The following is a 24,738-nucleotide window of genomic DNA, read 5'->3' as shown; positions in this document are numbered from 1 at the left end:
GGAACCGCCCGCCATCCGAGAGGATGACGGGCGGTTCGCGGTGCAGCAGGTGTCGTCAGACGCCGTAGTACAGCTCGAACTCGAACGGGTGCGGACGCTGGGCCAGCGGCTTGATCTCGTTCTCGCGCTTGTACTGGATCCAGGTCTCGATGAGCTCCGGCGTGAAGACGTTGCCGGCGAGGAGGAACTCGTGGTCCGCCTCGAGTGCCTCGAGCGCAGCACCGAGCGATGCGGGCACCTGCGGGATGTTCTTGGCCTCCTCGGGGGGAAGCTCGTAGAGGTCCTTGTCGACGGGCTCGTGCGGCTCGATGCGGTTCTTGATGCCGTCGAGGCCGGCCATCAGCTGAGCGGCGAACGCGAGGTACGGGTTGCCGGAGGCGTCGGGCGCGCGGAACTCGATGCGCTTGGCCTTCGGGTTCGTGCCCGTGATCGGGATACGGATCGACGCCGAGCGGTTACCGGCCGAGTAGACCAGGTTGACGGGAGCCTCGAAGCCGGGGACCAGACGGTGGTACGAGTTCACCGTCGGGTTCGTGAACGCCAGGACGGCGGGGGCGTGCTTCAGCAGACCACCGATGTACCAGCGGGCGAGGTCGGAGAGACCGCCGTAGCCGTTCTCGTCGTAGAAGAGCGGCTTGCCGTCGCTCCACAGCGACTGGTGCGTGTGCATGCCCGAGCCGTTGTCGCCGAAGAGCGGCTTCGGCATGAAGGTCGCGGTCTTGCCCCACAGCTCGGCCGTGTTCTTCACGATGTACTTGAACTTGAGGATGTCGTCCGCCGCGGCGACCATGGTGTCGAAGCGGTAGTTGATCTCGGCCTGGCCGCCGGTGCCCACCTCGTGGTGCGCGCGCTCGAGGATGAGGCCGGCGTCGATCAGCTTGAGGCTGATGTCGTCGCGGAGGTCGGCCTGCTTGTCGACGGGGCTGACGGGGAAGTAGCCACCCTTGTACGGCGTCTTGTTGCCGAGGTTGCCGCCCTCTTCGGCGCGGCCGGTGTTCCAGGCTCCCTCTTCGGAGTCCACCGAGTAGAAGCTCGAGTGCTGGTTCACCTCGTACCGGACGTCGTCGAAGATGTAGAACTCGGCCTCGGGGGCGAAGAACGCGGTGTCGGCGATGCCGGTCGAGGCGAGGTACTTCTCAGCCTTCTTGGCGACCTGACGCGGGTCCTTGGAGTAGATCTCGCCGTTGCGGGGGTTGTAGATGTCGAACACCATGATGAGCGTGCGCTCGGCACGGAAGGCGTCGATGTAAGCGGTGGAGACATCCGGGATGAGCTGCATGTCCGACTCGTGGATGTTGGCGAAGCCACGGATGGACGAACCATCGAAGAGCTGGCCGACGGTGAAGAACTCCTCGTCGACGGTGCTGGCCGGGATGTTGAAGTGCTGCTGCACGCCGGGAAGGTCCGTGAAGCGGATGTCGAGGAACTTGACATCGGTGTCCTTGATGAACTTGAGCACTTCGGAAGAATCACTGAACATGTGAATGGCTCCAAATGGGGTTGGTACAGGGAGGCTGCACAGCGCAGCCATCTGTGAGACTACGGGGAGGGGGTTACCCCGCCATGACACCCATGTTTCGTGGATGTTACGAGAATCCCCGCCCGAATAGAATGGCACAGTGCCCCACACCCCGCAGAATCCACGGACCTTCGGAGAGCTTCCTCCCAGCGCCTTCCCCGGTGAACGCCTCGGACTCCCGGAGAGCGGCGTCCGATCGGTCGCGCGGGTCGGTCGGCGCATCACCGCGCTCGTCATCGACTGGGCCATGGCGGTCGTCCTCTCCGTCGCGTTCTTCGCCTACGACGCCACCGCGACGCTCGTGATCTTCGCCATCATGCAGTTCGTGTTCATCCCGACCATCGGCGGCAGTCTCGGTCATCGCCTGTGCGGCATGCGACTCATGCCGCTGACCGGCGGTTGGGTCGGACTCTGGCGGCCGGCCGTGCGTACCGTGCTCCTCTGCGTGCTCGTCCCGGCGCTCGTCTGGGATTCGGACCAGCGCGGCTTCCACGACAAGGTCGCCGGCACGGTGCTCCTGCGGGTGCGCTGAACGCAGCCGGAAACGCGAACGGCCGCCCTCCGTCAGGAGGGCGGCCGTCGTTTCCGTACCGCGAGGTGTTCCGAGCGGGGTCGGTGGGTCAGCGCGCGCGCTGCGGGCGGACCCGCATCGGGTCGACGCCCTTCGGGATGGGGAGCTGCGTACCGAACGAGGACAGACGGTTGCTGACCGCGAGCACCTCGGGGTTGGTCAAGGACTTCTTGACCTTCCGGAGGGCGCCGGAGAGCTGACGGAGCTGCACGGAGTCGGCGTCGGGGCCGACGTGGAAGACCGTGATCGGCACGTTCGGGAGGATACGGGTGACCTTACGCTTCTCGTCCTCGAGCAGGCGTGAGGTCCGCGATCGGGGTCCTTCGGCGATCAGTGCGACGCCACCACGGCCCACGGCGCGGTAGATCGCGTCCTGGGTCTTCGGGTTCACGGCGACGGGCATCTCGCTGGTCTGCCACGAGCGCGGAGCAGCGCGGAGCACCTGGCCCACCGCGCCCGGCCGACCCTCGATCTGCGTGTAGACGACCTTGTCCGCGCGCCGGGTGAGGATGAACAGGGCCGCGAGGATACCGGCGAGCACTCCCGCGATGATCCACATGACGAGCGCGAAGATGTTGCCCGCCGAGAACAGCAGCGCGACCGCGACACCGATGAGCACCGGCAGGATGAAGCCGCCGAGCATCAACCACTGCGCCGCCTTGTCGTGGCGACGGGTGAGCTGGAACACCTGCCAGAGCTGCTTGATCCGCCCTGGTTCCTTCTGCGCCGCCGGGGGCGCGTCCTTCTGAGCCATGCTCCCAGGATAGCCGGTGACGGAGGGTCCTGATGCTGCGTTCTCCTCCACAGGCCGGCGGCGCGGGGACCTTGTCCACAGCCGCGTGCGTGGACGCCGTCGGACGGGGCTCCGCGTCGGAGGATCGAGCTATGGAAACACTGCCAGACCCGTCCACGAACGCAACCCGAGTGGCCGGCCGTCGTCTCGTCCGGCGCCTGGGTGAGGGCCGGCAGTGGACGGCCTACTCGACGGTGCTCGCCCACGCCGGACCCGCGCACGGCCGGCGTACCGACCAGGCCGCCCCGGTGGGCGACGCCGTGCTGCTCCGAGCGAGGGCGGACGCCGCCGAACGCGACCTCTGGCGTCGCGCGGCCGTCCTGTCCCGACTCGACCACCCGCACATCGTGAGACTCGTCGACGTCGCCGAGGACCCGAACGGCCTCCCGTGCCTGCTGATCGAGCGGCTCGCCGGCGGCACGTTGGGAGAGCTGCTGCGCCGCCGGGATTCGATCGCTCCCGGTGAAGCGGTCACGATCCTGGCACCACTGGTCGACGCCATCCGCGCGGCGCACCTCTCGGGCGTCAGCCACGGGTCGATCACCGCATCGGCCGTGCGCTTCGCCGACGATGGCCGACCGGTCCTCACCGGCTGGTCGGGCGCAACTCCCGTGGACCACCAGACCATCGATGGCGGGCTCGGTCGTACCGCTCCGGCGTTCGCTGCCGATTGGACGGCGTTCGCGGGGCTCATGGACGGTGTCCTGCAGGCGACCGACCCCGATGAGGTCCCCTCGACCGCGGCCTGGGCCGATGTCGTGCCTGAGCTCGCCGACCACGAGATCGCCAACCGACTGCAACAGCGGATCCACGCCCTGGCACGACCGCTCCCGGTCCTGCTCGACCGCGCCGACCCGCCGTCCACATCACCTGCCGATGCCATCCGTGCTTCCGCCGATCGCGCACAGCGGACCACTCCGCCCCCACCGACCCGACGGGCGGCGGTCGAGGCGAGGCGTCGGACACGACATCCCGCAACGTCGCTGCGACGTCGTCTGGCCTGGCGACCCGGTCGAGGCACTCGGGTCGCGGCCGCCGCCCACTCGTCGCCTTCCGTCGACTCCAGCCCGAGACGTCGTCGACTCGTGATCGGAGCGGCGGGCGCGGCAGCGGCACTGGTGTCGGCTGCGATGGTGTTCCTGCCGTCCGAAGACCCGAGCACCGCGATCGCGCCGACGCCGGCCGGTTCGGTCGGCCCGGCGCCCGAACCGGTCACGGGTACTGCGCCGCCGGTGGAGACGCCGACGTCACCGGCGGATGAATCCGACGCGGTCGACGTGGTCACCGGTGACGATCCGGCGGCCGCGGCCCGCGAGCTCGTCCGCCGACGGGATCAGTGCCGCACGACGGGGGAGGAGGGGTGCGTCTGGGACTCCGTCGAACGAGGGTCCCCGTTCGACGACGACGAGCACCTCGGTGTCGGGATCGGATCGATCGATGCGACGAGTCTGGAGCTCGTCGACCGTCAGGGCGACGCGGCGGTCCTCCGCGGCACGGCCGAGCCGACCGAGACGGACGAGGCCGCCGCAGGACGACGACAGCCCGTCACGCTCCTCGTGGTGAGGGGCGAGACGGGCTGGCGTCTGCGGGAGGTGTTCACCGCCGGATGAGGCGGTGGACGTCGCGGTCGGTTCGGGATCAGATCCCGAGCGAGCCGCGGAAGTCGCCTGCTTCGAGGCGGTTCTTCACCTGGACGAGGAAGCGTGCAGCGTCCGCGCCGTCGATGATGCGGTGGTCGTAGCTCAGCGCGAGGTAGACCGTCGAACGGATCGCGATGGCGTCTGCACCGTCGACCGTGACGACGACCGGCTTCTTCGTGACGATACCCGTACCGAGGATCGCCGACTGCGGCAGGAACACGATCGGGGTGTCGAACAGGGCGCCGCGCGAACCGGTGTTGGTCAGCGTGAACGTGCCGCCCGACAGCTCGTCCGGCTGCAGCTTGTTGTCGCGAGTGCGCTGCGCGAGATCGGCGATCTCGGCGCCGAGCTCGGCGATCGACTTGGAGCCCGAGTTGCGGATGACCGGCGTCAGCAGGCCACGCTCGGTGTCCACGGCGATCGCGAGGTTCTCCGTCTCCGGGTACACGATCTGGTCGCCGTCGACGGTGGCGTTGATGATCGGGTAGGTCTGGAGCGCCTCGCTGGCAGCAAGGGCGAAGAACGGCAGGAACGACAGCTTGTTGCCGGTCTTGGCGAGGAACTCGTCCTTGACGGCCGTGCGGAGTGCCGCGACCTTCGTGACGTCGACCTCGACGACGCTCGTCAGCTGGGCGGTGCCCTGCATCGAAGCGACGGCACGCTCGGCGACGACCTTGCGCAGACGCGACATGGCCTTGCTCGTGCCACGCAGCTCGGAGACCTCGACGGTCGGAGCAGCGGGCGACTCCGTGGTGCCACCGGCGCTCTGAGCCTGCAGGACGTCTTCCTTGCGGATACGTCCGCCGACACCGGTGCCGGTGACCGTGCTGAGGTCGACGCCGTGCTGGTTGGCGAGACGACGGACCAGCGGAGTGACGTAACCGGAGTTGACGACCCCGCCGGCGGCAGGCGTCGAAGCGGCGGCCGGAGCAGCAGCAGCGGGAGCCGGAGCAGTAGGCGCAGCAGCGGGAGCCGGAGCAGCGGCGGGAGCCGGAGCAGCAGCGGGAGCCGGAGCAGCAGCAGGTGCAGCGGCGGGCGCCGGAGCCGGAGCAGCAGCAGCAGGTGCAGGCTCAGCAGCGGGAGCCGGCGCGGCAGCAGGTGCCGGCTCGGGCTCGGCCGCGGGAGCGGGCTCAGCAGGAGCGGGCTCGGCAGCAGCCGGTTCCGCGGCGGGCGTGGGCTCCTCGGCAGCAGCCGCACCCGAACCATCACCGATGGTCACGAGAGCGGTGCCGACCTCGACGGTCTCGTCCTCCTGGACGAGGATCGCTTCGATGACACCCGCGACGGGCGAAGGGATCTCGGTGTCGACCTTGTCGGTCGACACTTCGAGCAGCGGCTCGTCGACCTCCACGGTGTCGCCGACATTCTTCAGCCAGCGGGTGACCGTACCCTCGGTGACACTCTCGCCGAGTGCCGGGAGGCTGACGGATTCGCTCATGACCTTGTCTCCTTTGAAACCTGTTGTGTGTTCACTAGCTTATTGGGGTGTTCGGAATGCGTCACAGCGCGTGCAGGGGCTTGCCTGCGAGCGCGAGGAATGCTTCGCCGAGCGCCTCGTTCTGCGTGGGGTGCGCGTGGATCAGCGGCGCGATGTCCTCGGGGTAGGCCTCCCAGTTGACCGCGAGCTGGCCCTCGGCGATGAGCTCACCGACGCGGGCGCCGATCATGTGCACACCGATGACGGGGCCGTCGTTGACGCGGATGACCTTGACGTTGCCGCTCGTGCCGATGATCTCGCTCTTGCCGTTGCCGGCGAGGTTGAAGTCGTAGCTCGTGATGTTGTCGGCGCCGTACTGCTCGGCCGCCTTGGCCTCGCTGAGACCGACGGACGCGATCTCGGGGTCGCTGTAGGTGACCTTCGGGATGTTGACGTCCTCGATGATGACCGGCTTGAGACCGGCGATCTCCTCGGCCACGAAGATGCCCTGCTGGAAGCCGCGGTGCGCGAGCTGCAGGCCGGGGACGATGTCGCCGACGGCGTAGAGGCCGGGGATGTTCGTCTCGAGACGGTCGTTGGTGATGACGAAGCCGCGGTCGATGGTGACACCGACCTCCTCGAAGCCGAGTCCGGCGGTCGACGGGCCACGGCCGACGGCGACGAGCAGCAGCTCGGCGTCGATCGTCTTGCCGTCCTCGAGCGTGATGTGCACGCCCGAGTCGTCCTGGGTGACACCCTGGAACCGCACGCCGAGCGAGTACTCGATGCCGCGCTTGCGGAACGCGCGCTCGAGGGCCTTGCTGATCGACTCGTCCTCGTTGGGGACGAGGTGGGGGAGCGCCTCGATGATCGTGACCTCGGTCCCGAACGACTTCCAGACGCTCGCGAACTCGACGCCGATCACACCGCCGCCGAGAACGGCGACCTTCTTCGGCACGAAGTCGAGCTGCAGCGCCTGCTCGCTCGTGATGACGCGGCCACCGATCTCGAGACCGGGGAGCGAGCGGCTGTAGGAGCCCGTCGCGAGGATCACGTTCTTGCCGGTGATGAGGTCGTCGCCGACCTGCACGCTCGTCGGGGAGACCAGACGGCCCTCACCCTCGATGGTGGTGATGCCGCGGGCCTTCACGAGGCCCTGGAGTCCCTTGTACTTCTTCGCGACGATGCCCTCGCGGTACTTCGTGACGCCCTCGATGTCGATGCCTTCGAAGGTGGACTTGACGCCGTACTTCTCCGACTCGCGCGATGCGTCCGCGACCTCGGCGGAGTGCAGCAGCGCCTTCGTCGGGATGCAACCGCGGTGGAGGCAGGTGCCGCCGACCTTGTCCTTCTCGATCATGCCGACGGTGAGGCCGAGCTGCGAAGCGCGCAACGCCGCAGCGTATCCGCCGCTTCCGCCTCCCAGGACTACCAGGTCAAAATTCTGCTCGGACACTCCGTTGCTCCTTGTGTGTGCTTCGTGGTCGATCGGAAACCGTCGTGGTGTGTTCGGCGGCGTCGAGGCGGGTCGAACCGCCCCCACCGACCTTACTACGGGTGGCTAATCTCCTCGGCCATTGCGAGGAGGGTGCGGACCGCGACGCCGGTCGGGCCCTTGGTGGTGAAGCCGTAGGGGGCGTCGCCGTTCATCGCACTCCCGGCGATGTCCAGGTGTGCCCACGGGATGCGGGTGGTGCCGCCGTCCTCGTCGGTACGCTCGGCGATGAACTCCTGGAGGAACGTGCCTGCGACGAGCATGCCGCCCGCGGTGGTCCCGGGCTTGGCGTTGGCGAGGTCGGCGACGTCGGAGTCGAGGACCTTGCGCAGCTCCGCGGGGAACGGCATCGGCCAGAACAGTTCGTCCGCACCGGAACCGGTCGCGATGAGGTCGGTGACGAAGGACGCGTCGCCCATGACGCCCGTGTAGCGGTTGCCGAGCGCGACCACGGCGGCTCCCGTGAGGGTCGCCACGTCGATGATGGCGTCCGGGCCCTCCTCGCCTGCAGCGACGAGTCCGTCGGCGAGGACCAGCCGGCCCTCGGCGTCGGTGTTGGTGACCTCGACCGTGCGTCCGCCCCGGATGGTGAGGACGTCGTTCGGCCGGATCGCCGTGCCCGACGGGAGGTTCTCGGCGAGGCAGAGCCATGCGGTCAGCCTGGTGGGCACCCCGAGACGCGCGGCCGCGGCCAGGACGGCGAGCACGGTCGCCGCGCCGGTCATGTCGTATTTCATGCCGACCATCGAGACCGGCGGCTTCAGGGAGAGGCCGCCACTGTCGAAGGTGATGCCCTTCCCGACGAGGGCCAGGTGGCTCCTGGCGGCCTCCGGGTGGTAGCTCAGCTTGACGAGTCGCGGAGGCCGCGAGGAACCCTGCCCGACGCCGAGGATGCCGCCGAAGCCGTCCTCGGCCAAGCGGGTCTCGTCCCATTCCTCGACCTCGACGTCGAGGCCGTCGACCGCTGCTCGGGCCGCGTCGGCGAAGGTCGCCGGGTAGAGCTCGTTCGGCGGCGTGTTGACCAGGTCCTTCACGAGCGCGATGGCCTCGGCGACCGCGGTGGCGTGTTCCGCGAGCCCGGCATCCGGTGCGTCGACGGTCGACGGGACGACGACGGTGATCTGCTCGAGCGGTGTCGGCGCCGGCGCGGATCCGACCCCGCGCGACGCGGTGTAGCGGTAGGCACCGATGGCCGCCCCCTCGAGGACGGCTTCGGCGGCGGCGGCCGTCTCCTCCGTCAACGCGAACGTGATCGAGGCCTGGCCGTCGATCGTCCTGGTCACTGCACCCGCGGCTCGTCGGAAGGCCGCGTCGTCCGCATCCGGACCGAGGCCGACCAGCACGAGACCGGAGGCCGCGCCGAACCGGTCCGGGAGGCGTCGCACCTGGTCTTCGGATCCCGTGACACCGGAGGCGCGCAGCTCGTCCGCGAGCGGCGCGTAGACATCGGGCGCCAGGAGCTCAGGTCCGTCGTCGCCCTTCCTCACCGCGAGGACGAGCAGCTCGGCCTCGACTCCCTCGACGGCAGCGGACAACACGGAGAGCACAGGGATCGTCATGCCTCCATCGTAGGCACGTGCCGTTCCGGACCGAGGCGGGGCCGCCGGTGTTCGCTCTCGGCGGTACCGCCGACGCTCGGAGGGGAAGGGCGCTGCGACACCCCCGTTTAGAGTTGAACCATGCCTACGCCTGACGACCTCTACGAGGTGCACCCGGAGATCGACATCCCCGCCGGCCTCCACCTCGTCGCGGGGCTCACCGGGTTCTCCGACGCCGGCGGCGCGGTCGGGCAGTTGAACGCCTACCTCGACGACGTCCTCGACACGACGGTCATCGCCGAGTTCGACGTCGACGTCCTGCTCGACTACCGGGCCCGCCGGCCGATCATCTCGTTCGACCAGGACCACCTGACGGAGTACCGGCCACCTCGGCTGACCCTGTCGCTCGCCCACGACGAGCTCGGGTCGCCATTCCTGCTGCTCACCGGTTTCGAGCCCGACTTCCTCTGGGACCGCTTCGTCGCGGCCGTGCTCGAGCTCGTCGATCGCTTCCGGGTCAGCGACACCACGTGGGTGCACGCCATCCCGATGCCGGTCCCGCACACCAGGCCGATCGGCGTCACCGTCAGCGGCAACCGGTTCGACCTCATCGAGTCGCTCTCGGTCTGGCGCCCCCGCACCCAGGTGCCGTCCAACGTCCTCCACCTCCTCGAGTACCGCCTCTACGAGCGCGGCGACAGCATCGCGGCGTTCGTGCTCCTCGTTCCGCACTACCTCGCCGACACGGAGTTCCCGGCCGCGGCGATCACGGCGATCGAGAGCCTCAGCGCGGCGACCGGGCTCATCTTCCCTACGGACCGCCTCCGCGAGGACAGCCGCGACTTCCTCGTCAAGATCGATGAGCAGGTCGGGACCAACCACGAGCTGGGCCAGCTGGTCACGACGCTCGAGGAGCGGTACGACGCCTACATGGCCGACAACTCGCCGAAATCGCCGCTCACCGACATCGACGGGGCGCTCCCGACGGCCGACGAGATCGCCGCGGAGCTCGAGAAGTTCCTCGCCAGCCGGCGCCACGGCGACGAGGACCGCTCGACCACCTAAGCTGGATCGGTGGGATCTCGACGCGTCTGGTGGGTGTTCGGCGTCGGGGTGTTCGCCTACCTCATCACCGTCATGCAGCGGTCCACGCTCGGCGTGGCGGCGGTGGACGCCACCGAGCGGTTCCAGATCGACGCCGCAGCGCTGTCGACCCTCGCCGTCGCACAGCTGATCGTGTACGCCGCGATGCAGGTCCCGGTCGGGGTGCTCATCGACCGCCTCGGACCTCGCGTCCTGATCCTCGCTGGGCTGACGGTCGTCATGGCGGGCCAGGTCTGGCTGGGTCTCACGACCGAACTCGGCGGCGCGATCGTCGGGCGGATGCTGGTCGGCCTCGGCGACGCCGCGGTGTTCACTTCCGTGTTGCGGCTCGTGAACTCCTGGTTCCCGACCCGTCGGGTGCCGATCGTCTCGCAATGGGTCGGCAACATCGGGCAGATCGGACAGATCCTCTCGGCGGTGCCGTTCTCCTTCGTCCTGCACGCCTTCGGCTGGTCGCCGGCGTTCCTCAGTGCGGCCGGACTCGTCCTCCTGGCGCTCGTCGGGGTGGTGATCGTCGTCCGCGACCGGCCGTCCGGTTCCGACGAGGCGCCGCGCCCCGAGACGTGGGGCCACGTCGTCCGCGAGGTCGTCATCAGTCTGCGTCGGCCAGGGACGCGTCTCGGGTTCTGGTCGCACTTCGTCACCCAGTCCTCCGGTACGGTCCTCACGCTCCTCTGGGGCTTCCCGTTCATGGTCTACGCCCTCGGCTACCCGCAGCCCCTCGCCGCATCGTTGCTCATCGTCATCGTGGTCTCCGGCATGATCGCCGGACCCATCCTCGGGGTGCTCACCGCCCGGTTCCCCTACCGGCGGAGCAACCTCGTGCTCGGGATCGTCACGGTCATGGGCGTCGCCTGGGCCGCACTCCTCCTCTGGCCGGGCGTCCCACCGATGTGGCTCGTGATCGTCCTGTTCGTCGTGGTCGGAGTCGGCGGCCCCGGTTCACTCATCGGGTTCGACTTCGCCCGCACCTTCAACCCCATCCGCGCGCTCGGCGGAGCGAACGGCATCGTGAACGTCGGAGGGTTCCTCGCCAGCTTCGTCATGATGTTCCTCATCGGTCTCATCATCGACGCGGTCAGCGGGGGATCCCGTGCCGACTACTCCATGGACAGCTTCCGGATCGCCTTCTCCGTGCAGTACCTGGTGGTCGGATTCGGGGTCGCGATGCTGCTCGTCGCCCGGTCCCGCACGCGGAGACGCTTCGCCGAGGACGAGGGCATCGCCGTCGGTCCGCTGTGGATCGCTGTCCGTGCCAGGCTCGGTCGCCGTCGCTGAGCGTTCGCTTCGTCCACCGATCCCACCCTTGACAAACGGCCTGTGGCTCTGAGGTCTTCCGCCGCGCGCTATAATGGAACACGGACCCGTTCACCTCTCGGAATGTCGGCGGCCCTTTTCGGGTTGCACTGCACCAAGACTTGACATGGGTCCTCGTAATGTCCGAAATCACGGACGATCCGGCGATGACTGTCCATGCCGGGTCCGAACAGGAAGGTGCAGCTATGGCCACCAAGACGGCTCGCGCAGACGAAGCAGCGCCAGCAGACGAGGCCACGGAGGCTCCCGCAGCGAAGGCTCGGACCACCAAGGCCACCACGACCCGAGCGAAGGCTGCTCCCAAGAAGGCCACCCGCGCCAAGGCGGGCACGAAGTCCAGCACGGAGCCCGATGAGGGCACGGACGACGAGGACGTCGTCGTCGAGGTCGTCGCCGACGACGCCGTGGTCGACGCGCCCGCAGTCGACACCGCCGAGGCGGTCGAAGAGGAGGACGACAAGTCCGTGCCGGAGATCACCCTCCCCACCGACGCACTCGTGCTCTCCAACAGCGACGACGACGAGATCCCGGTGTATTCGGCCGCGATCACCGGCGCCACCGCCGACCCGGTCAAGGACTACCTGAAGCAGATCGGCAAGGTCGCGCTCCTCAACGCGGCCGAAGAGGTCGAGCTCGCGATGCGCATCGAGGCGGGCCTCTTCGCCGAGGACAAGCTCGCCCAGCTCTCCGACCTCGAGAAGCGCTCGCGCGTCGGCCGTGAGCTCCAGTGGGTCGCGAAGGACGGCGCCCGCGCCAAGAGCCACCTCCTCGGGGCGAACCTCCGACTCGTCGTGAGCCTCGCCAAGCGGTACACGGGCCGCGGCATGCAGTTCCTCGACCTCATCCAGGAGGGCAACCTGGGCCTCATCCGTGCGGTCGAGAAGTTCGACTACACCAAGGGCTTCAAGTTCTCCACCTACGCGACCTGGTGGATCCGTCAGGCCATCACGCGCGCCATGGCCGACCAGGCGCGCACCATCCGCATCCCGGTGCATATGGTCGAGGTCATCAACAAGCTCGCCCGCGTCCAGCGGCAGATGCTGCAGGACCTGGGCCGCGAGCCCACGCCCGAGGAGCTCAGCCGCGAACTCGATATGACGCCTGAGAAGGTCATCGAGGTCCAGAAGTACGGCCGCGAGCCCATCTCGCTGCACACGCCCCTCGGCGAAGACGGCGACAGCGAGTTCGGCGACCTCATCGAGGACACCGAGGCGGTCGTGCCGGCCGACGCCGTCAGCTTCACGATGCTGCAGAAGCAGCTGGAGTCGCTCCTCGACTCGCTCTCCGAGCGGGAAGCGGGCGTCATCCGGATGCGCTTCGGCCTCGGCGACGGCATGCCGAAGACGCTCGACCAGATCGGCGACACCTTCGGAGTCACCCGTGAGCGCATCCGGCAGATCGAGTCGAAGACCATGGCGAAGCTGCGTCACCCGAGCCGATCCCAGTCGCTCCGCGACTACCTCGAGTAGGAGCATGCGCTACGCCCCGGCCATCCTCGCCGGTCGTGCCGTCCGATTCCTCGCCAGGCTGCGCAAGCCGGGCGGGGGATCGGCCGTTCCCGGCCTCGTGGTCAACCGCATCGCGCCCGGGTTCCTCCCCGACACGTTGAACGCCTTCCCGCGTGGTCTCGTGATCGTAAGCGGCTCGAGCGGGAAGTCGACGACGACCAAGATGCTCGTCGGCATCCTGCGTGCCCACGGTGTGTCGGTCTTCACGAACCCGTCCACGGCGAACATCTCCCAGGGCCTCACCTCGGCTCTCCTCGAACGAGCCGACCTCCGTGGCCGGATCGACGCCGAGCTCGGGGTGCTCGAGATGGACGAAGGACACGGCGCGCTCATCGCGCCGCGACTCGCGCCCGCCCACGTCATCCTGACGAACGTGTCCGTCGACCAGATCGACCGCTTCCACGACGCTGCCATGGTGGCGCGCATGCTCGACGCGATCGCTGCCCGATCCAGCACGTCGCTTGTCTTGAACGGCGATGACGCGCTCATCGACGCCGTCGCGCCAGGCAGCGACGCGACGCGATGGCGGTACGGCGTCTCGACGGCGGTGCTCGGCGCCAGCGCACGCGGCCTCGGGTACAGCACGACCTCATCCGATCGGGTCGACCCCGGTTCCGGAACCGTCGTCGAAGCCCTCGACGGCGACCTGGTGTCCATCACCCACCGCGGCGAGACCGTCCGGTTCCGTCTGCCGGCTCGCGGCGTGCACTACGCCGTGGATGCCGCTGCAGCCCTCTCCGGCGCCGCCGCGATCCTCGGCCCCGAGTTCCAGCTCACCATCGCGTCGGAGTCGTTCCGTGCGCTCACGCCGGTGTTCGGCCGCGGTGAGGTGACGACCGTCCGCGGTGTCGAGGTCGAGTTCGTCCTCGTCCAGAACCCCGCGAGCTTCCAGCTCAACGTCGACAGCCTGGCGGCCGACACGGAGCAGATCCTGGTTGCCGTCGGGAGCGACGTCCGCGATCCCTCGTACCTCTGGCCGGTCGACACGTCCAGGCTCGGTCGTGTGGCGCTCGTGTCTGGGTCCAAGGCCTGGGAGGCCGCGCTGCAGCTGGGCTACGACGGCGTCGAGATCGACCGGATCGAACCGGACCTCGGCACGGCGTTGGACGCGTTCCTCGCCCTCCCTGCGCCCTCGCACGGTCGGAAGACCGTGATCTTCACCGCCGACTCGATGCGCCGCACCCGCGCGCACCTCGGCCTCGCCTCGAACGATCAGGACGACGCATGACGACCGAGCCGACGATCACCATCGCCGTCCTCCTTCCCTCGAGCTGCAATGTGAACGGCGACGCCGAGAACGGCGCGGTCCTCGCTCGCCGGGCCCGCGCGCGTGGCCTCGCCGTCGAGCTCGTCCCGGTCGAGTCGGTCGCCGAGCTCCCGAGCACGGTCCACGCGGTCGTCCTCGGGTCGTGCGACGACCCGTCGGCGCCACAGGTGCTCGAGGCGCTCCGGCCGTTCCGCGACGCGTTCATCGCCTGGGTGGAGGCCGGCGTGCCCGTCCTCGCGGTCGCCAACGGATGGAAGCTCCTCACTCGCCGGCTCGAGCTGGTACCGGGGAGCTGGGTCGAGGGCCTCGCCATCATCGAGGGCGACGCCCCGTTGCGGCGCACGCGGGCGAGTGACGACCTCGTCGTCGTGCCGAGCGGCGGCCTCGAGCTCGACGCCCCGGTACTCGTCGGGTACGAGAACCACGGGCGGGACTTCCGAGCCGGGACGGGCGTCGAGTCGATCGGCACCGTGCAGCACGGACGAGGCAACGGCGACGGCACGGAGGGTGCGCTGGTCGGACCGTTCGTCGGAACCCACCTGCACGGTCCCGTCCTTGCCAAGAACCCGGAACTGGCGGATCGGCTGCTCCGTCTGGCGATCACGGTCGCCGGGGGCACGTCGATGCTCGACGAATCTCCGGAACTCCACGCCCTCGACGAGATCGCCGCCAACGCCAGAGCGCAGATCGTCTCGGCCCTCGCCTGAGTCCGCGCGCGATCGAGCCCGCGCTGGTCTGAGACCGAGCTTCCTCGATGACATGACGAAGGGCCCCGGATCTCGGATCCGGGGCCCTTCGTCGTGATGCCGGTGGACTAGGCGCGCTGCTCGTTGAAGAGTCGCGCGGACTCGTCGTGCCAGTCGGTCGCGACCTGCGTCAGCTTCTCCTGGTACTTCTTGCCGTGGTGCGCGCAGAACAGCAGTTCACCGCTGTTCATCTGCACGCGGATGTAGGCCTGTGCTCCGCACAGATCGCAACGATCGGCGGCAGTCAGTTGCTGGGCGTCGAGGTCACTCGGCGTGCTCTCGGTAGCAGTCTGTGACATGTGCTCCTCCTGACTCGGGCGGCTACGAAACTCGTAGTACTCATGAAAGCACGCGATTGTCACAACGGGGTCCCATTCCGTGTTCGTTTCGCTGTGCGCGTAGATGATTCGGATCAACCGTGCAGCCGGATGGGTCGACGGCCCGCGAGAACGCGCCGTCGAGCGGGTCCGGGCGATCGCGCGCCGAGTGTCTCCCTCGGCGTGTCGGTGCCGACGACTACGCTGGGAAGCGTGAGCAGCGACTACTCCGCCAGGCATCTCTCCGTCCTCGAAGGCCTCGAGGCGGTGCGCAAGCGACCGGGCATGTACATCGGTTCCACCGACTCGCGTGGCCTCATGCACTGCCTCTGGGAGATCATCGACAACTCCGTCGACGAGGCCCTCGGCGGATACGGCGATCAGATCGAGATCGTCCTCCACGCCGACCAGAGCGTCGAGGTGCGCGACCACGCACGTGGTATCCCGGTGGACATCGAGCCGAAGACCGGCCTCTCCGGTGTCGAGGTCGTCTTCACCAAGCTCCACGCCGGTGGGAAGTTCGGCGGCGGTTCGTACGCCGCGTCCGGCGGGCTGCACGGCGTCGGCGCATCCGTCGTCAACGCCCTGTCCGAGCGACTCGACGTCGAGGTCGATCGCGGCGGCAAGACCTACGCCATGTCGTTCCACCGCGGTGAGCCGGGTATCTTCGCCGACACGGGGGAGCCGACCCCGGACGCACCCTTCACGCCGTTCGAGAAGCAGAGCGAGCTCCGCGTCATCGGCAAGACGAAGCGCGGCGTGACCGGCACCCGGATCCGCTACTGGGCCGACCGCCAGATCTTCACGAAGGGCGCCCAGTTCCAGGCCGAGGAGCTCCTCGGCCGCGCGCGCCAGACCGCCTTCCTCATCAAGGGGCTCGGGATCCACATCCGCGACGAGACCGTCGAGGAGCCGACCGAGGCGATGTTCCGCTACGAGGGTGGGATCTCCGAGTTCGTCGACTACCTCGCGGGCGACACCGCACTCACCGACACCTGGCGCCTCACCGGCAGCGGCACGTTCACCGAGACCGTCCCGGTGCTGTCGTCGTCGGGCACCATGGTCGCCACCGAGGTGGAGCGCGAGGCGGAGGTCGACATCGCGCTGCGGTGGGGGACCGGATACGAGACGGTCATGCGCAGCTTCGTCAACATCATCGCCACGCCGAAGGGCGGTACGCACCAACTCGGATTCGATCAGGGCCTCCTGAAGTTCCTCCGCGCCCAGGTCGAGCAGAACGCCCGTCGACTCAAGGTCGGCTCGGACAAGCTCGAGAAGGACGACGTCCTCGCGGGCCTCACAGCGGTGCTGACGGTGCGCCTCGCGGAGCCGCAGTTCGAGGGCCAGACTAAGGAGATCCTCGGTACGCCGGCGGTCCGCGCGATCGTCGCCAACGTCGTCACGAAGGAGCTCAAGGAGCGGTTCGCCTCGACCAAGCGCGACGACAAGGCGCAGACCGCGCTCGTGCTCGAGAAGATCGTGTCGGAGATGAAGTCCCGGATCTCCGCGCGGACCCACAAGGAGACGCAACGCCGCAAGAACGCGCTCGAGAACTCGTCGCTCCCGGCCAAGCTGGTCGACTGCCGCTCAGGCAACCTCGAGTCCAGCGAACTCTTCATCGTCGAGGGCGACTCGGCACTGGGTACGGCGAAGCTCGCCCGAGACAGCTCCTATCAGGCGCTGCTCCCGATCCGAGGCAAGATCCTCAACGTGCAGAAGGCCTCCGTCTCCGACATGCTGTCGAACGCGGAGTGCGCGTCCATCATCCAGGTCATCGGCGCGGGCTCCGGACGATCGTTCGATCTCGACGCCGCCCGCTACGGCAAGATCATCCTCATGAGCGACGCCGACGTCGACGGCGCCCACATCCGGACGCTCCTGCTCACGCTCTTCTTCCGGTACATGCGGCCGCTGATCGAAGCGGGTCGCGTGTTCGCCGCGGTACCGCCGCTCCACCGCGTCATCGTCATCAATCCCGGCTCCAAGCCGAACGAGACGATCTACACCTACTCCGAAGCCGAACTGCACGCGGTGCTCAGCGACCTCAAGCGCACCGGCAAGAAGCACCAGGAACCGATCCAGCGCTACAAGGGCCTGGGCGAGATGGACGCCGACCAGCTGGCCACGACCACCATGGACCGCCGTCACCGGACGCTGCGCCGTGTCCGGGTCGAGGATGCGGAGTCGGCCGGACGGATCTTCGAACTCCTCATGGGCAACGACGTCGCCCCGCGCAAGGAGTTCATCGTCGACAGCTCCGACCGGCTGTCACGGGAGAGCATCGACGTCTGATCGTCGGTCGTCCACCAAGAAGCAGGACCGACGACGAAGGCCCGGATCGAGCAGTGCGCTCGATCCGGGCCTTCGTCAGTGCGCAGCTCCGATCAGGGCGATTCGTCGCTCGCTACCGCGTCGTCCGTCGCCGGTGCTGCCGGTGCGGTGATCGCGCCACCGATGAACCCGACGGGGGCGTCGAGCGGCACCCCTGAGGCATCCCGCTTCGCGCCGACCTCCGGGAGCGTCCGCGGTGTCCCGTCCGTCCCGACTGCGTGCGCCGGAGCGGCACCGACCCACGCGACGGCCAGCTGGTCCTCGCCCTTCAGGAAGCGCTGCGACCGGACACCGCCGGTCGCACGACCCTTGGCGGGGAACTCGGAGAACTCCGACACCTTCGCGCTCCCGGTGTCCGTTCCGGCGAGCGTCAGCGAATTGGTCGCGACCGTCACGACGACGACGTCGTCGGTGGGCAGGACCGCCGTGAACGAGATGACCTTCGCACCGGCCGCCAGGTTGATGCCGGCCATGCCACCCGCGGCCCGCCCCTGCGGACGGACGGACGTCGCGGCGAACCGGAGCAGTTGGGCATCGGAGGCGACGAAGACGAGTTCCGCGTCGTCGCCGACCTGGGTGGCCCCGACGACGTGGTCGCGTGGCTTGAGCGTGATGACCTCGAAGTCCGGCTTGTTCGGCAGGTCGCCGGGGATGACCCGCTTGACCACGCCGGTCTCGGTTCCCAGCACGATCGGTTGCTCCGAGGTCAGCGAGACGATCGCCAGCACGCGCTCATCGCGGTTCGGGAGCGACAGGTACTCGCCCATCCGGACCCCGGCCGCGAGCTGGATGGAGGCCGCCGGCACCGCGGGGAGGTCGAGCGGGGTGAACCGGATGACGCGACCGAGGCTCGTGACCGCACCGAGTTCGGTGCGGCTCGTGGTCTCGACGACACTCAGGATCGCATCGTGCTTGCTCCGCCGACCGGGTCGTGGGGCGGGCGCGTCCTGCTCGAGGTCGACGCGGAGCGCCCGTCCGGTCGCGCTGAGGTAGACGCGGCACGGGGTGTCGGCGAGCTCGAGCACCGGGGCGCTCTTCCCTCGGCCGGTCGTCGCGACGCTCGGCTTCGCGTTCGTCAGCATGGTCCGGCGCGGTGTGCCGAACTGCTCGGCCGCAGCGGCGAGCTCAGCGGCGACCGCGGCGCGGATGAGTCGTTGGCTCCCGAGCAACCGCTCGAGTTCGGCGATCTCGGCCAGCAGCTTGTCGCGCTCGGCCTCGAGCTCGATCCGCGAGAACTTGGTGAGTCGTCGAAGACGGAGCTCGAGGATGTACTCGGCCTGCAGCTGCGAGAGGTCGAAGACCTCGATGAGCCTCGCGCGGGCCTGTTCGGAGTCGTCGCTCGCGCGGATGACCTGGATGACCTCGTCGATGTCGAGGATGGCGATGAGGAGGCCCTCCACGAGGTGGAGGCGTTCCTTGCGTCTCGCCAACCGGAACCGGCTCCGGCGGGTGACCACGCTGATGCGGTGGTCGACGTACACCTGCAGCAGTTCCCGGAGGCCGAGCGTCTGCGGGCCGCCGTCGACGAGCGCGACGTTGTTGATGCTGAAGGAGTCCTCGAGGGGCGTGTAGCGATAGAGCTGCTCCAGGACGGCTTCGGGGGAGAAGCCGGTCTTGATCCCGATCACGAGGCGGAGCCCGTGGATGCGGTCCGTCAGGTCGGTGACGTCGGAGATGCCGTTGAGCTTCTTGGAGCTGACACCGTCCTTGATCTTCTCGATGATCTTCTCCGGACCGACCAGGTAGGGCAGTTCGGTGATGACCAGACCGGTCTTCCGCGCGGTGACCGGCTCGACGGAGACCTTCGCGCGGGTCTTGAAGGAGCCGCGACCGGTGGCGTAGGCGTCCTTGATGCCGTCCAGACCGACGATCGTGCCGCCCGAGGGGAGGTCGGGACCCGGGACGAACTCCATCAGGTCCTCGAGGGTGGCCTGAGGATGCGCGATGAGGTGCCGTGCCGCACCGATCACCTCGACGAGGTTGTGCGGCGCCATGTTGGTGGCCATGCCGACCGCGATGCCGCTGGCGCCGTTCACGAGGAGGTTCGGGAACGCGGCCGGGAGGACCTCGGGCTGCATGAACTGGTTGTCGTAGTTCGGGACGAAGTCGACGACGTCCTCGTCGAGGTCGGCCGTCAGCGCGAGTGCGGCGGCATCCAGCCGGGCCTCCGTGTACCGCGGCGCGGCGGGTCCGTCGTCGAGCGAGCCGAAGTTCCCATGCCCGTCGATGAGCGGGACGCGGAGCGTGAAGGGCTGTGCGAGGCGGACGAGTGCGTCGTAGATGGCCGTGTCGCCGTGCGGGTGCAGCTTCCCCATCACTTCCCCGACGACGCGGGCCGACTTCACATGGCCACGATCCGGGCGCAGGCCCATCTCGGTCATCTGGTAGAGGATGCGGCGCTGGACCGGCTTCAGGCCGTCGCGCGCGTCGGGGAGGGCACGGGCGTAGATGACCGAATAGGCGTACTCCAGGAAGGAGGTCTGCATCTCCGACGAGACATCGATGTCCTCGATGCGCTCGCCACTGGTCTCCGTCGGCGGGGTCTGCTGTTGGCGGGTCATTCCGTGTCTCTGCTGAGGGGAGTCGAGCCGGTGCTCGGCGAGGATGGCGGGGCGTGGTCGTCAGCGCGGTGTGCGAGACTGAGCCCGATGACCACCATGCTACCGACGGTCGATCCGGAGTCACGCAGCCTTGCCGGTGTCCTCCCGGATTGCCTCGCATCCCTGACGGTGGGCGGTGGATCGCTGCCCCGGGCCGACCATGCCGTCGTCGTCCTCGTCGACGGCCTCGGCGCCGCGAACCTCCGCGGAGCGGCCGCCCACGCTCGGTTCCTCGCGCCGCGCCTCGGTCCGCGCTCCACCACGACGTCGGCGTTCCCGTCGACGACCGCGGCCGGGATCGCGACGCTGACCACCGGCTCGTTGCCGGGCCGGCACGGCCTCGTCAGCTACCGAGCACGGGACGTGTCGGGGGACCGGGTCGTGAACCAACTCAACGGCTGGGACGCCGGCATGGTGCCCGAGACCTGGCAGCGCCTCCCGACCGTGTTCGAGCGAGCGAGAGCCCAGGGTGTCACGACGACGGTGATCGGCCAGGAGCGGTATCGCAACTCGGGCTTCACCCGAGCGGTGCTCCGAGGGGCGGACTACCGGGCCGGCCGCTCGATGGCGGACCGCCTCGACGCCGCCCGCGAGATCGTTTCCACGACCGCCGGACCCACACTCAGCTACGTGTACGTCCCCGAGCTCGACCAGGCGGCGCACGAGTACGGGTGGGAGTCGGGACGCTGGACGGCGCTCCTCGAGGAACTCGACGGCGATCTCAAGCGGTGGTCGTCCCGCCTGCCCGCGTCGACCGGCGTGCTCGTCACCGCCGACCACGGGGTGATCGACGTCGCACCCCACCAGCACGTGCTCTTCGACCAGGTCCCCGAGCTCGTGGCCGGCGTCCGCCACATCGGCGGGGAGCCGCGATGCCTCCACCTCTATCTGGACGCCGACGCGGGCCCAGTGGATCGGGAGCGCCTGGCTGAAGCCTGGCGAGCCGAGGAGGGCGGCCGCGCCTGGATCGCGACACGCGAGCAGGCGATCGACCACGGCTGGTACGGCGAGGTCGACCCTGAGGTACTGCCACGGATCGGCGACGTCATCGTCGCAGCCCGGAAGCGCATCGCCTACTACGACTCACGTCCCGCCGATCAGAGCGCGAGGGGCATGATCGGGCAGCACGGATCACTCACCGACGAGGAACGCCGGATACCGCTGCTCGGCCTCGGTCGTTACGAGCCCTGAGGCCCGGACCGATCAGACCGGGTCGTCGTCGGACTTCGCTCCGAACACGATCTCGTCCCAGGACGGCATCGACGCCCGACCTCGGCGTGCCTTCGCGCCGGACGGCGTGCCGCCATCGGAGGACTCGGCATCGCCCGCGCGTCGCTGCTGGGCGGCCTCGAACTCACCGGTGTCGAACACCGCCAGCGGGGTCTGCTGGTCCGGGACGGCGTGCGGCGCACTGGGGCGCTCGACAGGTTCGGGTTCGCTGGGGGCGGCCTCCCGCTCGCCACGGCGCTTGCGGAGCGCCTCCAACAGGTCGGCGGTCTGGTTGTGCTGCTCTGGGCTCGACGCCTCACGGTTGATCGCGGCCTGCGTCGCAGCCTTCGAGGACGGTGCGCGGCCGAAGCCAGTGTCGGCGGCGAACGGCAACGGCTCGATCGGACGCGTCTCGGCGGGACGGTCGGTCTCGGTCTGCTGCGGCGTCGACACCCGGTCCAGGGAGAACGCGCCGCTGTCGAAGCGTGAGGTGTCGGGGGAGTCGTCGGTGTCGACCGCGCGCAACCGGGGGATCAATGCGGCCGGCAGGTCGCCCTGACGCGAGAGAGTCGTGGCTTCGCTCCCGATGGGCGTGAGGGCGAGCTTCTTCGGCTCGAACGCCCATCGGGCGTCGTGGTCGACCTGGTCGGCCGTGAAGGACAGCTTGACGATCCAGCCGCCCTCGGGTTCCTTCCAGCTCGTCCACCGTTCGTCGGTCGCGCCGAGCTTCTCGAGTCGAGCCCGGATGACGTTCCCGAAGGTGGCTTCGATGTCGTCGGCCGACGTGTCCGTCGTCGGCAGGACGGCGACGCCCAGGGCGGTGCCGACGATGTGCTCGCGCTCCGCCATCACCGGACCCTCGAACCGCTGCACGTACTCCAGTGAGGCACCGGTGACCGCTGCGACGTCCTCGGCGGAGAGCCCGCTGCGGATGTGCGCCTGCACTTCCCTCGGGGAGATCTTGGTGTTCCCACCGATCGGCGCACCGGCCGGCTTCGCCCGCCGCAGGTGGACGTGGAACGAATCGTCGACGATGAGGCGGTATTCCTCCTCGTTCCGATCTGCAACGATCAGAGCGCCGAGCTCCGCTCCGACTACCTTCAATTCCTGCATGATGAATGCCTCTCAGCGTGCCACGTGATTGACCCACGTTCTCACGGATCACGGGCGTATTCGGGGAATACGCCGGGCGTGCCGTCAGTTGCACGGGAAGGTTCCGCACACCCTCCCGAACACGGTTTGCAATTCATGCGGAACTGATGCAAACTGTGCCCGCCGATTTTGTTCCGACGGCATCGAGAAGTGGATAGGCATGGCAACTGATTACGACGCTCCCCGCAAGACCGACGACGATTCCGAGTCGATCGAGGCCCTGAAGGAGCGCGTTCCAGACAAGCTGTCCGGAGTCGTCGACTCCGAAGACGCTGACAACCCGGGTGACTACAACCTGGGTGGATCCGACCTCTCCGACCTCGACCTCGACGTCGTCGTGCTCCCGCCCCAGGCGGACGAGTTCACCTGCATGGAGTGCTTCCTCGTGAAGCACCGCTCGCAGCTCGACCACGAGGGCAAGTTCGGCCCGATCTGCGCGGAGTGCGCAGCCTGACAGCACCGCCGCGCGAGTGGCACACAGAACCCCTCCGGATCACGATCCGGAGGGGTTCTGTCGTTGCGGCTTCGAGCGGTGGTCGCCTCAGGCGTGCGTGCGTGCGGCGGCGATCGCATCCGCCAGGGCCTGCGGCCGACGGGACGACAGCAGCCAGTACGGCGTCGGGTCGGCGGGGTCGACGATCTCCACCTTCACGAGGCTGTGCACCCACCCGCGGATCATGAGCCAGGCGCGTGCATCGAGCTTGGTGCGGAGCTGCGCGGTCGCGTCCGTCCCGGTGTACACCACGACCTCACCGATGAACCCGAGCGGGATCGACGCCTTCCCGACCGACAGGCTCGCCTCGGAGACCTGGATCCTCGGCGCCGTCCCGAACGCCAGCGCAAGGCACCCGCCGTACAGCACCACCGCCCCGACGATCCCCGCCGCGAGCGAAACGGGCGCGAGGACGAGCATGGTCGCCGGCACCACGAGGGCGAGAGCGATGATGACCCAGGGGCTGGGCCAGAGGGTTTCACGGTACGGCTGCATGTCTGCCTTGTCTCAGAGAACTGCACTACCCTCGATTCGTGACCGAAAGCGTTGACGTACTCATTATCGCGCCGGATCTGCCCGGCTATGCACACCCCGGCGATGCGGGTGCGGATCTCGTGTCCGCCGAGCACGTCGTGCTCGAACCGGGTGAGCGTGCGCTCGTCGGCACCGGCGTCTCGATCGCCCTGCCCGACGGCCATGCCGCGTTCGTCGTCCCGCGAAGCGGTCTCGCGGCGAAACACGGCATCACCGTCGTCAACTCGCCGGGCACGGTCGACGCCGGGTATCGCGGCGAGATCAAGGTCACGCTCCTCAACACCGACCGTCACACCTCCTTCACCGTCGAGCCGGGCGACCGCATCGCCCAGCTCATCGTGATGCCGGTGTCCCGCGCCAACTTCATCCCGGTGGAGCGATTGCCAGGCAGCGCACGAGGAGCCGGAGGCTTCGGTTCGACCGGCGTCGGCTCGCTCGCCACGACACCGGCCGCCACCGACCCAACCATCAGCACCGACGGTGCCGCGCAGACAGGAACCCTCGCATGAGCGAACTCGAAGACCTCCCAGACCTCGACCTCGACGCGGAGCTGCCCGACGACGCGAAGTCCGCACCCGAGGACCGCGAGACCGCCGGCCCGTTCGACGAGAGCGAGGCGAACCCCGTCCGCCCCTACATCGACCTCGGTGGAGTCAAGGTGCTGCCGCGGGAAGGCCTGAACCTCCGCCTCGAGGTGGAGGAGGCGACGAAGCGCGTCGTCGCGGTCGGCCTCGACTACGCCGGTTCCACCCTGCAGGTCCAGCCGTTCGCCGCCCCGCGGTCGACCGGTCTGTGGAACGAGACCCGGTCGCAGATCGCCGAGCAGATCGCCCAGCAGGGCGGCACCGTGACCGAGCGCGAGGGCGAGTTCGGCCCGGAGCTCGTCGCCGAGGTGCCGACCGGTGGTGCCGCGGGCACCGATGCGACCCACCTGGCACGCTTCATCGGCGTCGACGGTCCTCGCTGGTTCCTCCGCGGCGTCGTCGCGGGGGAGGGCGCGTCGAAGCCGGACGCCGCAGCGCTCGTGGACGACCTCTTCCGCAGCCTCGTCGTCGTCCGGGGCAACTCGCCCATGCCGCCGCGCGACCTCATCCCGCTGCGTATGCCGACGGCCACGAGCGCGTAGTCGATGACGGACGCACGAGAACCGGAGCCCCGCGGAGTCGACCCGGTCGAGCACCGTGACG

The 24,738-nt window shown here is 68.8% G+C and carries 21 protein-coding genes; 12 read left to right on the top strand and 9 right to left on the bottom strand.

Going from position 1 to position 24,738, the window contains the following annotated elements:
* Positions 1 to 55 precede the first annotated feature (55 nt).
* Positions 56 to 1,480, bottom strand: a complete 1,425-nt coding sequence (gene glnA, locus CCK91_RS06290) for a type I glutamate--ammonia ligase (RefSeq protein ID WP_056005986.1) — start codon at positions 1,478 to 1,480, stop codon at positions 56 to 58.
* Between the two features lie 139 nt (positions 1,481 to 1,619).
* Here glnA and CCK91_RS06285 point away from each other — a divergent pair, with 139 nt between their 5' ends.
* Positions 1,620 to 2,051: an RDD family protein gene (locus CCK91_RS06285; protein WP_086473339.1), complete on the top strand. Its 432-nt coding sequence runs from the start codon at positions 1,620 to 1,622 to the stop codon at positions 2,049 to 2,051.
* 88 nt (positions 2,052 to 2,139) lie between these two features.
* Here the strand turns inward: CCK91_RS06285 and CCK91_RS06280 are convergent, their stop codons facing one another.
* The gene (locus CCK91_RS06280) at positions 2,140 to 2,844 is read right to left on the bottom strand and encodes a DUF4191 domain-containing protein (RefSeq protein WP_071260054.1); all 705 of its coding nucleotides are present in this window, start codon (positions 2,842 to 2,844) and stop codon (positions 2,140 to 2,142) included.
* A 131-nt stretch (positions 2,845 to 2,975) separates the two neighbouring features.
* Here CCK91_RS06280 and CCK91_RS06275 point away from each other — a divergent pair, with 131 nt between their 5' ends.
* A complete protein-coding gene (locus CCK91_RS06275) occupies positions 2,976 to 4,493 on the top strand; it encodes a hypothetical protein (RefSeq protein ID WP_165766993.1) in 1,518 nt (505 codons plus the stop codon).
* 28 nt (positions 4,494 to 4,521) lie between these two features.
* Here the strand turns inward: CCK91_RS06275 and CCK91_RS06270 are convergent, their stop codons facing one another.
* From CCK91_RS06270 to CCK91_RS06260, 3 genes are all read right to left on the bottom strand, one after another.
* Complete coding sequence (locus CCK91_RS06270; protein WP_086473337.1) at positions 4,522 to 5,961, bottom strand: 2-oxo acid dehydrogenase subunit E2; 1,440 nt, start codon at positions 5,959 to 5,961, stop codon at positions 4,522 to 4,524.
* 61 nt (positions 5,962 to 6,022) lie between these two features.
* Entirely contained in the window at positions 6,023 to 7,396 is a 1,374-nt protein-coding gene (gene lpdA / locus CCK91_RS06265; RefSeq protein WP_064293772.1) for a dihydrolipoyl dehydrogenase, read from the bottom strand.
* A gap of 95 nt (positions 7,397 to 7,491) precedes the next feature.
* Positions 7,492 to 8,994, bottom strand: coding sequence for a leucyl aminopeptidase (locus tag CCK91_RS06260; protein WP_086473336.1), 1,503 nt, complete (start codon positions 8,992 to 8,994; stop codon positions 7,492 to 7,494).
* A 120-nt stretch (positions 8,995 to 9,114) separates the two neighbouring features.
* Between CCK91_RS06260 and CCK91_RS06255 the strand changes: the two genes are divergently transcribed.
* From CCK91_RS06255 to CCK91_RS06235, 5 genes are all read left to right on the top strand, one after another.
* Positions 9,115 to 10,038 (top strand): proteasome assembly chaperone family protein, encoded by a 924-nt coding sequence (locus tag CCK91_RS06255; protein WP_086473335.1) that lies wholly within the window; start codon positions 9,115 to 9,117, stop codon positions 10,036 to 10,038.
* Positions 10,039 to 10,047: 9 nt separating this feature from the next.
* A complete protein-coding gene (locus tag CCK91_RS06250) occupies positions 10,048 to 11,355 on the top strand; it encodes an MFS transporter (RefSeq protein WP_086473334.1) in 1,308 nt (435 codons plus the stop codon).
* Between the two features lie 185 nt (positions 11,356 to 11,540).
* Positions 11,541 to 12,863 carry an RNA polymerase sigma factor gene (locus CCK91_RS06245; RefSeq protein WP_086473788.1) on the top strand — a complete coding sequence of 441 codons (1,323 nt, stop codon included), beginning with the start codon at positions 11,541 to 11,543 and terminating at the stop codon, positions 12,861 to 12,863.
* Positions 12,864 to 12,867: 4 nt separating this feature from the next.
* A complete protein-coding gene (locus CCK91_RS06240; protein WP_086473333.1) occupies positions 12,868 to 14,130 on the top strand; it encodes a MurT ligase domain-containing protein in 1,263 nt (420 codons plus the stop codon).
* A complete protein-coding gene (locus CCK91_RS06235; protein WP_086473332.1) occupies positions 14,127 to 14,876 on the top strand; it encodes a hypothetical protein in 750 nt (249 codons plus the stop codon). The genes CCK91_RS06240 and CCK91_RS06235 overlap by 4 nt, the downstream gene beginning before the upstream one ends.
* A gap of 107 nt (positions 14,877 to 14,983) precedes the next feature.
* Here CCK91_RS06235 and CCK91_RS06230 read toward each other — a convergent pair whose 3' ends face one another.
* Positions 14,984 to 15,214: a DUF7455 domain-containing protein gene (locus tag CCK91_RS06230; protein ID WP_079705880.1), complete on the bottom strand. Its 231-nt coding sequence runs from the start codon at positions 15,212 to 15,214 to the stop codon at positions 14,984 to 14,986.
* 231 nt (positions 15,215 to 15,445) lie between these two features.
* On the opposite strand from CCK91_RS06230, the gene CCK91_RS06225 reads away from it, so the two are divergent.
* Positions 15,446 to 17,524, top strand: a complete 2,079-nt coding sequence (locus tag CCK91_RS06225) for a DNA gyrase/topoisomerase IV subunit B (protein WP_242664409.1) — start codon at positions 15,446 to 15,448, stop codon at positions 17,522 to 17,524.
* A 92-nt stretch (positions 17,525 to 17,616) separates the two neighbouring features.
* On the opposite strand, the gene CCK91_RS06220 is transcribed toward CCK91_RS06225, so the two are convergent.
* Positions 17,617 to 20,124, bottom strand: coding sequence for a DNA gyrase/topoisomerase IV subunit A (locus CCK91_RS06220; protein WP_086473330.1), 2,508 nt, complete (start codon positions 20,122 to 20,124; stop codon positions 17,617 to 17,619).
* 87 nt (positions 20,125 to 20,211) lie between these two features.
* Between CCK91_RS06220 and CCK91_RS06215 the strand changes: the two genes are divergently transcribed.
* Positions 20,212 to 21,354, top strand: coding sequence for an alkaline phosphatase family protein (locus tag CCK91_RS06215; RefSeq protein WP_242664408.1), 1,143 nt, complete (start codon positions 20,212 to 20,214; stop codon positions 21,352 to 21,354).
* 12 nt (positions 21,355 to 21,366) lie between these two features.
* On the opposite strand, the gene sepH is transcribed toward CCK91_RS06215, so the two are convergent.
* Entirely contained in the window at positions 21,367 to 22,485 is a 1,119-nt protein-coding gene (gene sepH, locus CCK91_RS06210; protein ID WP_086473329.1) for a septation protein SepH, read from the bottom strand.
* Positions 22,486 to 22,684: 199 nt separating this feature from the next.
* On the opposite strand from sepH, the gene CCK91_RS06205 reads away from it, so the two are divergent.
* Complete coding sequence (locus tag CCK91_RS06205) at positions 22,685 to 22,978, top strand: DUF4193 domain-containing protein (RefSeq protein WP_056005937.1); 294 nt, start codon at positions 22,685 to 22,687, stop codon at positions 22,976 to 22,978.
* A gap of 87 nt (positions 22,979 to 23,065) precedes the next feature.
* On the opposite strand, the gene CCK91_RS06200 is transcribed toward CCK91_RS06205, so the two are convergent.
* A complete protein-coding gene (locus CCK91_RS06200) occupies positions 23,066 to 23,512 on the bottom strand; it encodes a DUF3093 domain-containing protein (RefSeq protein ID WP_086473328.1) in 447 nt (148 codons plus the stop codon).
* 38 nt (positions 23,513 to 23,550) lie between these two features.
* Between CCK91_RS06200 and dut the strand changes: the two genes are divergently transcribed.
* Positions 23,551 to 24,060 (top strand): dUTP diphosphatase, encoded by a 510-nt coding sequence (gene dut, locus CCK91_RS06195; RefSeq protein WP_079705885.1) that lies wholly within the window; start codon positions 23,551 to 23,553, stop codon positions 24,058 to 24,060.
* Positions 24,057 to 24,677, top strand: a complete 621-nt coding sequence (locus CCK91_RS06190; protein WP_086473327.1) for a DUF3710 domain-containing protein — start codon at positions 24,057 to 24,059, stop codon at positions 24,675 to 24,677. Before dut ends, CCK91_RS06190 begins: the two co-directional genes overlap by 4 nt.
* Positions 24,678 to 24,738 lie beyond the last annotated feature (61 nt).

The organism is Plantibacter elymi (nom. nud.), from assembly GCF_900177795.1.
Classification (GTDB): Bacteria; Actinomycetota; Actinomycetes; order Actinomycetales; family Microbacteriaceae; genus Plantibacter; species Plantibacter elymi.
This window is presented reverse-complemented; position numbering and strand designations above follow the sequence as displayed.

Excerpts from the sequence above, each read along its gene's own strand:
- glnA (WP_056005986.1), bottom strand. The coding sequence starts at position 1,480 with ATGTTCAGTGATTCTTCCGAAGTGCTCAAGTTCATCAAGGACACCGAT.
- CCK91_RS06280 (WP_071260054.1), bottom strand. The coding sequence starts at position 2,844 with ATGGCTCAGAAGGACGCGCCCCCGGCGGCGCAGAAGGAACCAGGGCGG.
- CCK91_RS06275 (WP_165766993.1), top strand. The coding sequence starts at position 2,976 with ATGGAAACACTGCCAGACCCGTCCACGAACGCAACCCGAGTGGCCGGC.
- CCK91_RS06270 (WP_086473337.1), bottom strand. The coding sequence starts at position 5,961 with ATGAGCGAATCCGTCAGCCTCCCGGCACTCGGCGAGAGTGTCACCGAG.
- CCK91_RS06260 (WP_086473336.1), bottom strand. The coding sequence starts at position 8,994 with ATGACGATCCCTGTGCTCTCCGTGTTGTCCGCTGCCGTCGAGGGAGTC.
- CCK91_RS06255 (WP_086473335.1), top strand. The coding sequence starts at position 9,115 with ATGCCTACGCCTGACGACCTCTACGAGGTGCACCCGGAGATCGACATC.
- CCK91_RS06245 (WP_086473788.1), top strand. The coding sequence starts at position 11,541 with ATGACTGTCCATGCCGGGTCCGAACAGGAAGGTGCAGCTATGGCCACC.
- CCK91_RS06240 (WP_086473333.1), top strand. The coding sequence starts at position 12,868 with ATGCGCTACGCCCCGGCCATCCTCGCCGGTCGTGCCGTCCGATTCCTC.
- CCK91_RS06235 (WP_086473332.1), top strand. The coding sequence starts at position 14,127 with ATGACGACCGAGCCGACGATCACCATCGCCGTCCTCCTTCCCTCGAGC.
- CCK91_RS06230 (WP_079705880.1), bottom strand. The coding sequence starts at position 15,214 with ATGTCACAGACTGCTACCGAGAGCACGCCGAGTGACCTCGACGCCCAG.
- CCK91_RS06220 (WP_086473330.1), bottom strand. The coding sequence starts at position 20,124 with ATGACCCGCCAACAGCAGACCCCGCCGACGGAGACCAGTGGCGAGCGC.
- CCK91_RS06215 (WP_242664408.1), top strand. The coding sequence starts at position 20,212 with ATGACCACCATGCTACCGACGGTCGATCCGGAGTCACGCAGCCTTGCC.
- sepH (WP_086473329.1), bottom strand. The coding sequence starts at position 22,485 with ATGCAGGAATTGAAGGTAGTCGGAGCGGAGCTCGGCGCTCTGATCGTT.
- CCK91_RS06205 (WP_056005937.1), top strand. The coding sequence starts at position 22,685 with ATGGCAACTGATTACGACGCTCCCCGCAAGACCGACGACGATTCCGAG.
- CCK91_RS06200 (WP_086473328.1), bottom strand. The coding sequence starts at position 23,512 with ATGCAGCCGTACCGTGAAACCCTCTGGCCCAGCCCCTGGGTCATCATC.
- CCK91_RS06190 (WP_086473327.1), top strand. The coding sequence starts at position 24,057 with ATGAGCGAACTCGAAGACCTCCCAGACCTCGACCTCGACGCGGAGCTG.